This is a genomic window from Kitasatospora sp. NPDC048722 (assembly GCF_040650235.1).
Taxonomy (GTDB): domain Bacteria; phylum Actinomycetota; class Actinomycetes; order Streptomycetales; family Streptomycetaceae; genus Kitasatospora.
Genome location: NZ_JBEZGX010000007.1, coordinates 172,486 through 185,893, shown reverse-complemented (window position 1 = coordinate 185,893; position 13,408 = coordinate 172,486). Strand labels below are relative to the sequence as shown.

The window sequence follows — 13,408 nt, the reverse complement described above, 5'->3', positions numbered from 1 at the left end:
GCCGGACGCCTCGTCCACCGGGGCTGGCGCTGGGTGCAGCGAACCGGTGCGGTCAGCAACCAGAACCCTGGCCCTTACCGCTTCGGGGCCCCGTGGCCGCCGCCCTCGCTCTCTCGGCCGTCACCCACTACATCGCCGACCGGCGCGAGCCCCTGCGCCGCCTGGCGGACGCCACCGGCAAGGGGCGCTTCGTCCGGCTCGCCGACCACGGCATGAACGGCGCCTACGCCCTCGACCAGGCCTGGCACCACGCCGCCGAGACCGTCGCCGCCCTCATCGCCTCCGCCTGACCACCACCACAAACCACCCGCCGAAAGTCCCACACCGAGGAGTAGCCATGGGCTTTTTCCGCAAGTCGTCGTCCGACAACAACAGCGGCTCCAACCAGTCCTCCGAGCCGTCCGCGTTCGACTACGCCAAGGGCGGCCGATACGCCCGTGGCAGCGGCGAGCGCGGCCCGATCACCTCCCTGGCGTTCGAGTACGCCAAGGGCGGCAGCCTCCACGGCCTCAACCGCAACCCCGACGGCTCCCCCGAAACCGAGCGCCAGGCGATGATCCGCGAGCGCGAGGAAGCCGAGCGCGAGAGCCGCTTCCGCCGCTGACCGGCGCCGCAAGAGTCCCCGGCACCACCAGCCCGGGTCGGCGGTCGCCATACCGGCCGCCGCCCCCGGGTCCCCTTGCACCCCACAACCGAGCTGTGAGGAAGGACCCTCAGTGAACCACGCGGACTACAGCCCCGGGGACCTGCCCGAGCCCGTCGGCCTGCCGCCCGTCCAGCCCGTGAACCTGCCGCTGACCGGACCGTACGCGGACTCCGGCGCGAAGATCCTGCCGTTCGACCGCCCCGACAGGACCGACCCCGCCCCGTACCCGGCGCCCGCGCCGCAGCCCCGCCCCGACACCGCGCCGCAGGAGTCGGTCTACCTGCCCGAGGACGCCCCCACCCCGGCGCCGGCGGAGGTCCCGGCGGTGGTCGAGGCGGCCTCCCGGGAAGACCTGGCCGGAGACCGGCCGCTCATCCCGACGTGGATCCGCACCCGCGAAGGCCGGCGCACCATGACCCGCGCCCGCGCCAAGCAGATCCGGCGCGCCGCACGGCGCTGGGCGGGCCGTCAGCTGACGGTCCGCGGGCATGGCGCCCAGGCCTGGCGCGGGGTGCGCCGCTCCAGCCAGTGGATCGCCGGGTTCGAGGGCGCCCACGTCCAGGCCGCCGCCCACCAAGCCCACATCGCCACCCGCGAGGCCCGCGAGCTCGCCCGCCGCGCCCGCTTCACCCTCCTGCCCGGCGACCGCGTCCTCGCGCAGAAGAACAGCGAGGCCGCGCTCGCCGTCGCCGTCGCCGCGGTCGCCGCCCACAAGAAGGCCAAGTCCAACCGGCGCCGCGTGCGCTTCCTGCGCGCCCTCGTCGCCTACGGCATCCCGCTCGCCGTCGTCGTGACCGCCTACATCGCCCTCGGCGCCACCGGCCTCGCGCTCGGCGCCCTGACCGTGTTCGCCGTCGAGGCGTTCATCGGCCGCACCCCGGACCGCGAGACCGAGTGGGACGCCGACGTCCGCGCACTCTCGGACGGCGACCCGATGACCGAGACCATGCTCGACCGGGCGTTCAAGGCCGCCAAGGTCATCGGCGAGAACCAGCGCCTCACCATGGTCACCCCGTGCGCCGTCGACCCGGCCGTCCCGAACGCCTGGCACGCCGTCATCGACCTACCCGACGTCACCGTGAAGAAGGCTCGCGACAAGGTCGACGAGATCGCCGCCGCGATGGGCATCGACCGCACCAACCTCGACATCCGCCAGGTCGGCTCCAACGGCCGCCGCATGGCCATCTGGGCCTGCGGACAGGACCCCTTCCTCGCCACCCGCCGAAACCCCCTCGTCGCCACCCGCGCCAAGTCCGTCAACACCTGGCGCGACGGCTTCCCGCTCGCCTTCGACAAGCGCGGCAACATCCTGCGCCCGACCCTCTCGGACTACTCGTTCCTGTTCGCCGGCGCCACCCGCTCCGGCAAGGGCATGGGACTTGCCAACCTCCTCGCCGCCGCCATGCTCGACCCCCGGGTGCGGATCCGCCTGTTCGACGGCAAGGGCGCCGGCGAGTACGTCCCCCACGCCCGCGTCCTCGCCACCTTCGTGCGCCGCAACCCCGGACGGCTGGTGAAGTTCCTGCGCCTCATGGTCGAGGAGATGAACCGCCGCACCGAGATCCTCGTCGAGGCCGGACTGTCCAAGGCCAACGAGGCACTCATCGACAAGCTCGGCGGCATCGAGCTGGTCATCATCGACGAACTCGCCACCTACACCGCCAAGAACGGCCCCTCCGGCAAGTACGCCGAGGAGATCACCGAACTCCTCGCCCAGATCGCCGCTGTCGGCGCCGCCGTCGGCATCGTCCTCGCGCTCGCCACCCAGTACCCCGAGGCCGAGATCGTCACCCCGCGCCTGCGCGGCAACCTCGCCGCCCGCATGGCCATGCGCGTCGAGTCCCCCGGCGCCTCCAACGTCGTCCTCGGCGACGGCATGGTCGGCCAGGGCTACGACGCCTCCAAAATCCCGATCGAGAAGACCAGCCGCGGCCGTGCCTGGCTGACCACCCCCGACACCGGCGTCATCGAGGTCCGCTCCCTGTTCATCGACGAGGCGGCCGGGGAGATTCTGCCGCTCATCGAGCGCGGCATCGAGCTGCGGACCCAGGCCGGGTGCCTGCCCGGCCGCTACGACGACCCCGTCGAGGCCGCCATGGCCCGCGAGACCGGCGTCAGCGCGGCGGCCGGCGGCCCCGACGGCCTCGGCTCGGTCGTCCGCCGCACCGTCCTCGACCACATGATCACCGCCGCCCAGGCCACCGGGCACGGCGCGATCTCCAGCGCCGACCTCCTCGCCCACCTCGCCGCCGTCGACCCCGCCCGCTTCGGCCGCGGCCCCACCGAGACCGAGGCCGCCTGGCTCTCGCGCACCGGCAAGACCCTCAAGGCCGAACTCGCCGAACTCGGCGCCTCCGTCGAGGCCGGCCGGATCACCCTCCCGGACGGATCCCGGCCCAGCGGCTTCGAGCTGGCGACCCTGCGCAAGGCCGCCGCCGACCTCGACGCCGCCTGACCCAACGCCCGATTCGCCCGTTTCACACCTCTGCCAGACCCCTGCCACGCCGGAAAAAGCCGCAGGTCACAGCCCTGCGCACCCTAGCCAGACCCCTGCCACACCCTGCCGCCCGAGGCCCGCTCCCGGCAGGGGTCGGCAGAGGTCCGCCACCAACCGGCACCCCTGTGACCTGCGGTTTTCCCAACCCTGGCAGGGGTCCGGCAGGGGTACCCGCGCCACCCAAATCACCCCAACCCAGCCTCCCGGGAAGGGAGCCACCCCGTGCTGTTCACCGTCTCCGCCGCCGTGTTCTTCGGCGCGATCCTCGTCGTGATGCTGCACCAGAAGGCCGTGCCCGTCGGCGGCGCGCTCGTCGCCGCGCTGTTCGGCTTCTACGTCGCCTCCACCGGTATCGCCCCCGCTGTCAGCGCCACCGTCGCCAACATCTTCCACGCCCTGCCCGGCGCGCACTGACCCGCGAGGAGGCCCCAGATGACCATCACCCTGACCGGGCTGTCCGGCCTGCCGGACCTGGCGTTCGTGGCCGACGGCGGCGAACTCGTCCGCGAGATCGAGCGCTACCTCGCCACCCTGCCCGCCCCCGCCGCCCGCATAACCGTCCCGGCGATCTGCACGCTCGGCCAGGCCCCCGTCACCTGGGACCTCGGCATGACCCGCCCCCGCCCCACCCTCCTCGACCGCGCCCGCCGCCGCGCCCCGGCCCCGTTGCCGATCGACACCGCCACCCACCTGCACCTCATCTCCCGCTACCTCACCGTCCACGGCTGGACCCAAGGCCGCCTGTTCGACGAGACCGGCCGCGCCTGCATCCTCGGCGCCCAACTCGCCGTCCTCGCCGCCGGATACGGCACCCAAGCCACCGCCATGGACGCCCGCCGCCGCCTCATGGAGCAGTTCACCACCCACGACCGGTCCGTGCGCTCGGTCGACCAGTGGAACGACGCCCCCGGCCGCACCGCCACCCAGGTCCACCGCCAGCTCGACATCGCCGCCACCCGCGCCACCCCCCGCTGACCAGGAAGGACCACCACCATGACCATCCCCGTCGAACTCGACCCCACCGGCCCCTACTTCCTGCGCCGGCGCACCGCCCGCCTGCTGCCCGAGGCCGCCCGCCTCGTCACCGCCCACATGCGCGAGACCATGCCGCCCACCCTCGTCCGCCTCGCCCACCCCAGCCAGTTCGGCCCCCTCGTCGTCGAGGCCACCGGCGGCAACCCCACCCGGTGGCGCGCCCTGCGCGAGAACCAGCACCTGCGCCGCACCGCCCACATCGCCACCGGTCTGACCGTCCCCACCCACGACGGCCAGACCCTCGTCCTGCTCCACACCGCCGCCCTGCGCGACGACGACCAGCTCTTCCCCACCCTCATCCACGAGCTGGTCCACGCCGTCCAGATGGGCCGCCCCACCGCCGCCGACACCCTCGCCCGCAACCGCCACCACCTCGGCCTCGAACACCGCTCCCGCCGCTGGCTCGCCGACCACGACGACGCCATCGCCCGCGACGAGGACGAGGCCTACCGCATCGAGCACCTGCTCGCCGCCCGCTGAACCGCCCCCGCCGACAGCGGAGGACCGCCCGTGTACGACGACTTCGACCCGTACGACTACAGCGAGCACCCGACCCGCGACGAGGAGAAGGCCGCCGAGATCGCCCTCGACCTCGCCGACGAACAGCGCCTCATCGAGGCCGAACGGGCAGCAGGCCCGCAGCCCGGCCACACCGAGATGTGCGAGGGCTGCCGCGGCAGCGGCGCCGCCTACGAAGAAGAGGACTGGGATGCCGAGACCGGTGACGTCTCGTTCCTCCTCAGCCCCGAGGACTACCCCGAGTGCGGCGGCTGCGGCTACTACGACTGCGACGCCACCTGCGAGTTCGCCCAGGACGCCGACGAGTCCTGACCCGGCCTGTGCCGACCGCCGTGCCACCCGGACTACCGCCGCAGCCAGCGGCGGGTCCGGGTGGTGCGAGGGACGGGCAGACCCGCTCCCGACACCACCGATGCCTGGAGGCACCCGTGTCCGTGGGAGACACCCCGATCACCGTCGTCGGCAACCTCACCGACGAACCCGAACTCCGCTTCACCTCCGGCGGTGCCGCGATGGCCCGCTTCACCATCGCCTCGACCCCGCGCACCTACGACAAGAACACCGGCCAGTGGCGCGACGGCACCGCGATGTTCCTGCGCGCCACCGCCTGGCGCGAGGTCGCCGAGCACGCCGCCGAGACCCTGGGCAAGGGCATGCGCGTGGTCGCCACCGGCCGCCTCGTACAGCACAACTGGCAGACCGACGAGGGCGAGAACAGGTCGATGCTCGGCTTCGACGTCGAGGACATCGGCCCCAGCCTCAAGTTCGCGACCGCCAAGGTCACCAAGGCCCAGCGCAACGGCGGCGCCCCGGCCCCACAGAGCGACCCGTGGTCCACCGCCACCCCCGGCACGCCCGCCACCCCGGCCGGCGGACCGGCCGCGTGGGGCGGCAGCGCCCCGGCGGGCGGCCCGGACGAGCCCCCGTTCTAACCGGCCCCGCCCGGACAGCACAAAGCCCCGCAGCAGACGGCCATCCGGCCAAGGTCGTCCGGCTGCTGCGGGGCCCACCCGACCCCTACCTCAAGAGATCAGGACCCGCAGCATGCCCGAGTTCAGCGAATCCGTCCTCGCCATCACCGACGACGCCGACGACCGCGAGCGCGCCTCCGACGGCCGCTCCCGCTACGGCGCCTACCTCGCCGCCCGCGCCGACCAGCTCCTCGACGACGGCGCCCCCATGGACGCCGCCTCGTTCGCCGTCGCCGCCTGGCGCATCGCCACCAGCCCCGTCATGGCCCCCGGCTACCTGCGCATCCGCCCCGACCTCGCCGCCCTGACCCCGGTCATCACCGACAACTACCGGATGATCCTGCGCATCGACGTCCCCCTGCGCCACCGCGCCCTGACCAACCGGCCCCCGCGCACGGACGACTGGTCGACCTACCGGCCCGCATGGGGCGACGAGCGGTGGCCGCGCCTCACCGAGCCCGACCCGCAGATCAGCGGCCGTCCCGCGCTGCTCGTCACCGCCACCCTGCTCGTGCCCGTCCCCGCCGACATCCTCACCGACCCCAGCGCCGACCGCCCCGGCCCGGCCATGACCCGCGAGGCCAAGGCCGCCGTCAAGGCCCTCGCGCGGCACGCCAACGACCACGCCCACCTCGTCAACGACCTCACCGGAGGCACCCGGTGAACGCCCTGCTGCGCGTAGCCGGCTCCGACCGCACCGCCACCCACACCCTCCAACTCGCCTGCCGAATCGCCGAGTTGGACCGACTCGACCCGGCCGCCGCCCTGCGCCTGGCCCGCGCCCGCATCGAGGCGGACGACCCGCTCGCCCTCGCCGCCCCCGGCCAGGTCTGGGCCCTGCGCGGCGACGTCGACGAGGACGACGCCCCGGCGTGCGCGCTCGGCATCCTCGCCCGCACCGCCCAGCCCCCGGCCGTGCTCGCCCAGGACGAGCACGGCACCGTCGAGACCCTGCCCCTCGACGTCCTCGACCTGTTCCACCTCACCACCTGGACGGAGGAACCGTGGGCCTGACCTACATCGACTTCTTCTGCGGCGCCGGCGGCAGCAGCACCGGCGCCGCCGCCGTCCCCGGCGTCACCCCGATCCTGGCCGCGAACCACTGGGACAAGGCCATCGCGAGCCACGCCGCCAACTTCCCCGACACCGAGCACTTCCTCGGCGACATCCACGACGCCGACGTCGCCCGCTTCCCCGCCGCAGACCTGTTCTGGGCCTCCCCGGAGTGCCCGAAGTGGTCCAACGCCCGGGGTGTCCGGCGCGACTTCGACCGCCAGCCCGACCTGTTCGGCGAGACCCTCCCGGACGCCGCCACCGACCGATCCCGGGCCCTGATGTGGGACGTCCCCCGCTACCTGGAGGCCATGGCCGCCCGCGGCAAGCCCGTGCTCGCCGGCGTCGTCGAGAACGTCGTCGACGTCCGGGAGTGGGACCTGTGGACCGCCTGGGTCGGCGACATCCGGGCGCTCGGCTACCGCACCCGCCTCATCGCCCTGAACTCCATGCACGCCTACCCCCGAACCGTCGACGCCGCCCCGCAGTCCCGCGACCGCCTCTACCTCGCCTACTGGCTCGCCGACCTCGGCCGGGACCCCGACTGGGACAAGTGGCTGCGCCCGACCGCGTGGTGCGAGGGCTGCGACAAACCCGTCCGCGCGGTGCAGGCGTTCAAGAAGCCTGGCAAGGACATGGGCCGCTACCGCCAGCAGTACCTCTACCGCTGCCCCAACGTGGCCTGCCGCAACGCCGTCGTCGAGCCGCCCGTGCTCCCGGCCGCCGCCGCGATCGACTGGACCCTGCCCGGCACCCCGATCGGCGACCGCAAGAAGGCCCTGTCCGCCAAGACCCTGGAACGGGTCCGCACCGGGCTCGCCCGCTACGCGGTGCCGCTGCTCACCCCGGCCGGCGGCACCTGGCGCGAGGACGCCACCCCCGTCACCGGCCCCGCCCCGGCCCGCACCACCCGCGAGAACGACGCCCTCGCCATCCCGCCCCTGCTCGTGCCCGCCGAGGGCCGCGAAGGCAAGAACGCCGCCCCCGCCTACGAGCCCCTGCGCACCCAGACCGCCCGCAACGAGACCGGCGTCGCCTGGCTTCCCTTCATCGCCGAACTGCGCGGCGGGTCCTCCGACGCCCGGCCCGTCCTCGACGCCCTCGCCACCGTCACCGCCTCCGGCAACCACCACGGCCTCGCCACCCCACCCACCGGGCACGCCGCGCCCGACTGGTCGTCGCTGCTGCTGCCCTACTACGGCAACACCGCCGCCCGCCCCGTCGCCCACCCACTCGGCGCGCTCACCACCCGCGACCGCTACGCCCTCGTCCACGGCCCCCAAGTCCCCCTCGACGAGGTCCTGTTCCGCATGCTGGAGCCCGGCGAAATCGGCGCCGCCATGGCCTTCCCCCGCGCCCACACCGTCCTCGGCAGCAAACGCGAGAAGGTCCGCCAGTACGGCAACGCCGTCACCCCGCCCGTCGCCGAAATCCTCGTCTCCGCCCTCGTCGAGGCCGTCACCGGCAACGACCTCGAACCCGGCCACGTCTCGTGACCGGCCGCACCCCGCCCCTCGGCGACCAGCAAGGCCTGTGGCAGGCCGTCCTCGCTGCCGCCGCCGGCCGATGCCAGTGCCGGGGAACCTGCGGCAAGAGCCACGCGAAGGACGGCGGGCGCTGCCCGGCCGTCCACGGCGGCTACGGCCACCGCCACGGCACCGGCCCCGTCCGCCTGGCCGCCGCCCCCTGTGACCCGGCCGACCTCGCCCTGCCCCCGCACAAGGCCGCCGCCCTGCCCAAGGCCGCGCTCGCCGCGTGGTGCCCGGCCTGCCTCGACGCCACCACCCGGCGCACCCGCGCGGCCCTCCTCGCCGCCGCGCCGCCCGCCGACCCCGACGCCCTGTTCTGACCGGCCCGGAAGGAACCGCCATGCCCGTCACCGTCAGCGACCTGCCGCGCATCGTCCGCCAGCTCACCCCGCACATCAGCACCGACTACAACCTGCCGCCGCTGCACGGCATCTACCTGGAGGCCGACGGCACCCACCTGTTCGCCGCCGCCACCGACCGCTTCACCTTCGCCCTCACCCGCCGCGAGGCCGCCGAGCCCGAGCCGTGGAAGGCCTTCCTCGCCCACGCCGACCTCACCGCCCTGCGCGCCCTCTTCCCCACCCGCCGCCGCCCCGCCGACCTCACCCTCACCCACCACCGCGGCTGCACCCGCACCCCGGACGGCCGGCTCACCATCGGCGACGGCACCCGCTCCCTGAACCTGTCCGCCAACGCCGGCCACGCGAAGAAGTTCCCCAAGTGGCGGAAGCTGTTCGCCGACGCCCTCGCCGCCGAGCCCCACCAGGACGCCGAAGCCTGCTACAACGCCGACTTCCTCGCCCGCTGGGCCAAGGCCACCGATCGGTGGCAGCCGCTGACCACCTGGTCCGCTGGACCGGGCAAGCCCTTGCTCGTCGCCGCCGGCCCGGACTTCCTCGGCCTCCACATGCCCGTCAGCCAGCCCGAGCACCGGCCCGAGACCCCCGCGCGCCAGCGCCAGGACCGCACCGCCCTGCGCACCGTCTGGGCCGACACCCTCACCCCCGCCGCACCGGCCCGCCGCCTCAAGGCCGCCTAGGAGCCCCGTGACCATCCGCGCGATCACCTTCCACATCGTCAGCTGCGACGTCTGCGGCGACGAGGACACCGGCGACTGCGTCATCCCGCTGTTCGACACCCCGCAGGCCGCCGCCGACGGCGCCCGCCGCTGCGGCTGGCTCGTCACCGTCGACCAGCGCGTCATCTGCCCCGACACCGACCACCGCCACCGCACCGCCCTCGACGCCCTCATGCCGCCCGAGCCCCGCACCGCGACCGACGGACAGCTGCCGCTCGACCTCGGCCCCACCACCTGACACCCCAGCCCGGGGCGGGCCCGGTTCCGGCCCGCCCCGGGCCCCGACCCGAAAGGGTGCACAGCCCATGACCGTCTCCCTGCGCCTCGTCCTGGACCTGGCCGGCTGCGGCCTGCCGGTGCTGCCGCTGCGGGACAAGTTCCCCCTCGCCAACTGCCCGCCCTGCCAGGGCAACGCGTGCGGCGGCCGTCCCGTCATGAAGGCCGCCGGGCCCTGCGCCTGCCCGCTCCCCTGCCACGCCTGGGCCGCCGCCACCACCGACCCCGCCGTCCTGACCGGCCCCGCCTGGGCCCGCGCCTGGCGCGAGGCCACCGCCATCGCCTACCACCCCGGCGGCGCCGGGGCCACCGTCCTCGACCTCGACAGCCCCGAGGCCGTCGCCTGGGCCCGCGAGAGCCTGCCCGCCACGCTCACCGTGCCCAGCACCCGCGGCGAGCACTGGATCTACCTCGGCGTCATGCGCTCCGCCAACTCCGTGCGCCCGGACGTCGACATCAAGTCCCACGCGGCGTACGCCCGCTGGCTCGGCCCCGGCACCGGCACCATCACCCCACTCCCCGACTCCGTGCGCGCCCTGGCACGCAAGGAAGAGACCACCCCCGCCCCGCCGGCCGGGCGGGTGGCTTCTTCCTCCCCCACCGCCTGGGCCCGGAGCGTGAACAGCGGCTGCCGCCACACCGACCGCTACGTCCGCACCGGCCTGCAACGAGGACTCGCCAAAATCGCCGACCACCACAAGAGCGGCGCCGCGAGCCAGGCCTACGGCGTCGCCCGCTTCCTCGCCGCCCAGCACACCCACTGCCCCGGCCCCTGCGGCCTCGACGCCCTCGCCCGCGACCTCATCGGCGCCGCCGTCGCCGTCGGCGTCCCGCACGACTACGCCGCCCGCGCCGTCGCCAACGGACTCGCCGCCGCCTGACCACCGGCCCGACCGTGCCGCCGCCGACCTGGACCACCACGAAAGGCCCCGCCATGACCGCTTCCCTGCCGCCGGCCACCATCCGGACCGCCGCGTGACACGCCCCGCCGACCCCCGGGACGCTCCCCCCGGCCCCCGGCTGCGGATCGTCGGCAACGACGAGGAGGCCCCCTGGCCGGACGAACCCGCCCCCGACAACGACCCCTGGGCCGCTCCCGGCCCGACCGTCCAGCCAACCGCCGCTGAGCCGCCCACGGCCCCTCCCAGGCCCCGCACGGTGTGGTCGGCGGCCGATCTCATGGCCACCGACTTCCCCGAACCGCGCTGGGCCGTCCCCGGGTTCTTCGCCGAGGGCGTCAGCCTCCTCGCCGGACCGCCCAAGGTCGGCAAGTCCTGGCTCTCCCTCGGCCTCGGCCTCGACGTCGCCGCCGGCCGCAAGGCCTTCGGCACCGTCGAGGTCGAGCCCGGCCCCGTTCTCTACCTCGCCCTGGAGGACACCCCGCGCCGCCTCAAGACCCGCATGGCCAAGCTCCTCGCCGGACGCGACGCCCCGCGCGACCTCACCCTCGTCACCGAGTTTCCGCCCCTGCCCCAGGGCGGCGCCGACGCCCTCGACCGCTGGCTCACCCAGAACCCCGGCGCCCGCCTCGTCGTCGTCGACGTCTTCGCCAAAGTCCGCGGCGGCGCCGCACCCGGCGTGGCCGCCTACGACGCCGACTACGCCGCCATCGGCCACATCAAGCAAGTCGCCGACCGCCACTCCGTCGCCACAATCCTCGTCCACCACGTCCGCAAAATGGGCTCCGACGACTTCCTCGCCGAAGTCTCCGGCACCAACGGCCTCGCCGGCGCCGCCGACGCCACCCTCGTCCTCAAACGCTCACGCGGCAAAGCCGACGGCGTCCTGCACATCACCGGCCGCGACGTCGACGAGAACGAACACGCCCTCGAATTCCAGCCCGAAACCGGCAGCTGGCTCCTCCTCGACGGACCCGCCAGCGACCACATCATCGGCGACACCCGCGCCAAAATCCTCGCCCACCTCCGCGCCCACCCCGACAGCAAGCCCATGGACATCGCCGCCGCCATCGGCGTCGAAGTCGAGCTGACCCGCCGCACCTGCTCCCGGATGGCCAAGGACGGCCAACTCCACCGCTCCCCCGGCGGCGCCTACGCGCCGCCGATCTCACCGGACACCCCGCCCACCACCTGAACTGTCCGGCCTGTCCGGCTGTCCTGCCGTACCGCCTGAACAGCGGAAACAGGCCGGACAGCCGACCGGACAGCCCTCGTCGACTGTCCCGTCCGAGCACGGGCAGCCAATTGAAGGAGACCGCCTTGGCCAACCGCCGCGTACCGACCGACGCCCAACCCGCCGTAACCGCGCTGCCCGCCCGCTTCCTCACCCCCGAGGACATCGCCGCCCTCTTCGGCATCCCGCTGGAAACCGTCTACCAGTGGCGCCGCAAGCGCACCGGCCCGCCTGGCTTCCGCGTCGGCCGACACCTCCGCTATCACCCCGACGCCGTCGCCCAGTGGGTGACCGGCCAGACCCGAGAGGCCGCCTGACCCATGGCCGGACACATCCAAGACCGCTGGTACAAGACCGAGATCGGCCCCGACGGCAAGCCCCGCCGCGTCCGCGCCGACCGCTACGGCATCGGCAAGCGCTACCGCGCCCGCTACGTCGGCCCCGACGGCACGGAGAAGAGCAAGAGCTTCCCCGACCGCCAGAAGCGCCTGGCGGAGAACTGGTTGACCGAGATCGAGGCCGACATGTCGCGCGGCCAGTACGTCGACCCGAAGGCCGCCCGCACCACCTTCAAGCAGTTCGCGGAGAAGTGGTTGGAATCCCAGAACACCGACCTCAACACCCGCGCGTCCGTGGACGCGCAGATCCGGCGGCACGCAATCCCGTACCTGGGCCCCCGCCCGATGGACTCGTTCCGCCCGTCGCACATCCGGGAGTGGCTGGCCGACCTGGAGAAGGCGGTTCCCGCCTCCTCCTACCGCCGCGTCATCTTCGGGAGCGTCTCCGGCATCTTCACCGCCGCTGTGGAGGACGAGCTGCGGACCACGAACCCGTGCCGCTCCCGGACGGTCACAGCCCCGGGCCGGGCTCCGGGCCGTGTGCGGCCGTGGACGCCCGACCGTGTCGCCGCTGTGCGGGCTGGGCTGCCGGAGCGCTATCGGGCGATGAACGACGCCGGCGGGGGCTGCGGGCTGCGGCAGGGCGAAATCTTCGGTCTCCCCGTGGACGAGATCGGGTTCGACACGGGGTGGCTGCACGTCGGCTACCAGGTCAAGGACATCGGCGGGCGGCTGGTGTTCGCGCCGCCGAAGCGCGGCAAGGTGCGGGACGTGCCGCTCCCAGAGCGGGTGGGGCACATCTTCAAGGCCCACATGGAGGCGTTCCCCCCGGTGGAGGTCACGCTGCCGTGGCTGACCCCGGACGGACCGCCGGTCACGAAGCTGCTGCTGTTCTCCCGGGAGGAGGGCGGCCCCGTTCGGCGGAGCGACTTCAACACGTACGCGTGGAAGCCCGCACTCGTCTCGGCCGGGGTGATCCCGCCGCCCGAGAAGGGCAAGCGCCACCAGGCGTCCCGCGAGGACGGCATGCACGCCCTCCGGCACTTCTACGCCTCCGTCCTGCTGGACGCCGGCGAGAGCGTGAAGGCGCTGAGCGGGTACCTCGGGCACACCGACCCCGGTTTCACGCTCCGGGTCTACACGCACCTGATGCCGAGCAGCGACGGCCGCACCCGCCGGGCCGTCGACAAGCTCTACGAAGCACTCGGATGGACCACCGATCCGAGCCCTGACGGCCCCCAGACGGCCCCGGGCGAGTGAGAAGCCTCCCGGGTCGGCGACACGACGTCGCCGACCCGGGGCCCTCGCTCGCCCGGAGAAGCGCTCTGACCTG

General features: G+C 74.0%; 18 protein-coding genes and 1 pseudogene. All 19 read left to right on the top strand.

Going from position 1 to position 13,408, the window contains the following annotated elements; translation table 11 throughout:
• Window positions 1–87 (top strand): annotated as a pseudogene (locus AB0C76_RS08540) (acyltransferase); the annotation flags it as partial.
• Window positions 88–92: 5 nt separating this feature from the next.
• Window positions 93–290 carry a hypothetical protein gene (locus AB0C76_RS08535; protein ID WP_359961669.1) on the top strand — a complete coding sequence of 66 codons (198 nt, stop codon included), beginning with the start codon at window positions 93–95 and terminating at the stop codon, window positions 288–290.
• Window positions 291–337: 47 nt separating this feature from the next.
• Window positions 338–604, top strand: a complete 267-nt coding sequence (locus AB0C76_RS08530) for a hypothetical protein (protein WP_359961660.1) — start codon at window positions 338–340, stop codon at window positions 602–604.
• 112 nt (window positions 605–716) lie between these two features.
• Window positions 717–3,101: an FtsK/SpoIIIE domain-containing protein gene (locus AB0C76_RS08525; protein ID WP_359961658.1), complete on the top strand. Its 2,385-nt coding sequence runs from the start codon at window positions 717–719 to the stop codon at window positions 3,099–3,101.
• A gap of 264 nt (window positions 3,102–3,365) precedes the next feature.
• Window positions 3,366–3,557, top strand: coding sequence for a hypothetical protein (locus AB0C76_RS08520; RefSeq protein ID WP_359961655.1), 192 nt, complete (start codon window positions 3,366–3,368; stop codon window positions 3,555–3,557).
• Between the two features lie 18 nt (window positions 3,558–3,575).
• On the top strand, window positions 3,576–4,118 hold the full coding sequence (locus tag AB0C76_RS08515) for a hypothetical protein (RefSeq protein ID WP_359961653.1): 543 nt from the start codon (window positions 3,576–3,578) through the stop codon (window positions 4,116–4,118).
• Window positions 4,119–4,136: 18 nt separating this feature from the next.
• Window positions 4,137–4,658 carry a hypothetical protein gene (locus AB0C76_RS08510; RefSeq protein WP_359961651.1) on the top strand — a complete coding sequence of 174 codons (522 nt, stop codon included), beginning with the start codon at window positions 4,137–4,139 and terminating at the stop codon, window positions 4,656–4,658.
• A 30-nt stretch (window positions 4,659–4,688) separates the two neighbouring features.
• Window positions 4,689–5,009 (top strand): hypothetical protein, encoded by a 321-nt coding sequence (locus AB0C76_RS08505; protein WP_359961649.1) that lies wholly within the window; start codon window positions 4,689–4,691, stop codon window positions 5,007–5,009.
• 116 nt (window positions 5,010–5,125) lie between these two features.
• Window positions 5,126–5,629 carry a single-stranded DNA-binding protein gene (ssb, locus tag AB0C76_RS08500; protein WP_359961646.1) on the top strand — a complete coding sequence of 168 codons (504 nt, stop codon included), beginning with the start codon at window positions 5,126–5,128 and terminating at the stop codon, window positions 5,627–5,629.
• Between the two features lie 112 nt (window positions 5,630–5,741).
• Window positions 5,742–6,332, top strand: coding sequence for a hypothetical protein (locus AB0C76_RS08495; protein ID WP_359961644.1), 591 nt, complete (start codon window positions 5,742–5,744; stop codon window positions 6,330–6,332).
• Window positions 6,329–6,682, top strand: a complete 354-nt coding sequence (locus AB0C76_RS08490; RefSeq protein ID WP_359961642.1) for a hypothetical protein — start codon at window positions 6,329–6,331, stop codon at window positions 6,680–6,682. Before AB0C76_RS08495 ends, AB0C76_RS08490 begins: the two co-directional genes overlap by 4 nt.
• The gene (locus AB0C76_RS08485; RefSeq protein ID WP_359961640.1) at window positions 6,673–8,217 is read left to right on the top strand and encodes a DNA cytosine methyltransferase; all 1,545 of its coding nucleotides are present in this window, start codon (window positions 6,673–6,675) and stop codon (window positions 8,215–8,217) included. The genes AB0C76_RS08490 and AB0C76_RS08485 overlap by 10 nt, the downstream gene beginning before the upstream one ends.
• Complete coding sequence (locus AB0C76_RS08480; RefSeq protein WP_359961637.1) at window positions 8,214–8,570, top strand: hypothetical protein; 357 nt, start codon at window positions 8,214–8,216, stop codon at window positions 8,568–8,570. Before AB0C76_RS08485 ends, AB0C76_RS08480 begins: the two co-directional genes overlap by 4 nt.
• A 20-nt stretch (window positions 8,571–8,590) precedes the next feature.
• Window positions 8,591–9,289 (top strand): hypothetical protein, encoded by a 699-nt coding sequence (locus AB0C76_RS08475; protein ID WP_359961634.1) that lies wholly within the window; start codon window positions 8,591–8,593, stop codon window positions 9,287–9,289.
• Between the two features lie 7 nt (window positions 9,290–9,296).
• A complete protein-coding gene (locus AB0C76_RS08470) occupies window positions 9,297–9,566 on the top strand; it encodes a hypothetical protein (RefSeq protein WP_359961632.1) in 270 nt (89 codons plus the stop codon).
• 67 nt (window positions 9,567–9,633) lie between these two features.
• Entirely contained in the window at window positions 9,634–10,485 is an 852-nt protein-coding gene (locus AB0C76_RS08465; protein ID WP_359961630.1) for a DNA primase, read from the top strand.
• 94 nt (window positions 10,486–10,579) lie between these two features.
• The gene (locus tag AB0C76_RS08460) at window positions 10,580–11,698 is read left to right on the top strand and encodes an AAA family ATPase (protein WP_359961627.1); all 1,119 of its coding nucleotides are present in this window, start codon (window positions 10,580–10,582) and stop codon (window positions 11,696–11,698) included.
• A gap of 125 nt (window positions 11,699–11,823) precedes the next feature.
• Window positions 11,824–12,054: a helix-turn-helix domain-containing protein gene (locus tag AB0C76_RS08455; protein WP_359961624.1), complete on the top strand. Its 231-nt coding sequence runs from the start codon at window positions 11,824–11,826 to the stop codon at window positions 12,052–12,054.
• A 3-nt stretch (window positions 12,055–12,057) separates the two neighbouring features.
• Entirely contained in the window at window positions 12,058–13,335 is a 1,278-nt protein-coding gene (locus tag AB0C76_RS08450; RefSeq protein WP_359961621.1) for a site-specific integrase, read from the top strand.
• Window positions 13,336–13,408: the final 73 nt, after the last annotated feature.

Bases quoted from the DNA above. Each gene is read 5' to 3' on its own strand.
- AB0C76_RS08495 (WP_359961644.1), top strand. From the start codon at position 5,742: ATGCCCGAGTTCAGCGAATCCGTCCTCGCCATCACCGACGACGCCGAC.
- AB0C76_RS08515 (WP_359961653.1), top strand. From the start codon at position 3,576: ATGACCATCACCCTGACCGGGCTGTCCGGCCTGCCGGACCTGGCGTTC.
- AB0C76_RS08450 (WP_359961621.1), top strand. From the start codon at position 12,058: ATGGCCGGACACATCCAAGACCGCTGGTACAAGACCGAGATCGGCCCC.
- AB0C76_RS08475 (WP_359961634.1), top strand. From the start codon at position 8,591: ATGCCCGTCACCGTCAGCGACCTGCCGCGCATCGTCCGCCAGCTCACC.
- AB0C76_RS08465 (WP_359961630.1), top strand. From the start codon at position 9,634: ATGACCGTCTCCCTGCGCCTCGTCCTGGACCTGGCCGGCTGCGGCCTG.
- AB0C76_RS08530 (WP_359961660.1), top strand. From the start codon at position 338: ATGGGCTTTTTCCGCAAGTCGTCGTCCGACAACAACAGCGGCTCCAAC.
- AB0C76_RS08510 (WP_359961651.1), top strand. From the start codon at position 4,137: ATGACCATCCCCGTCGAACTCGACCCCACCGGCCCCTACTTCCTGCGC.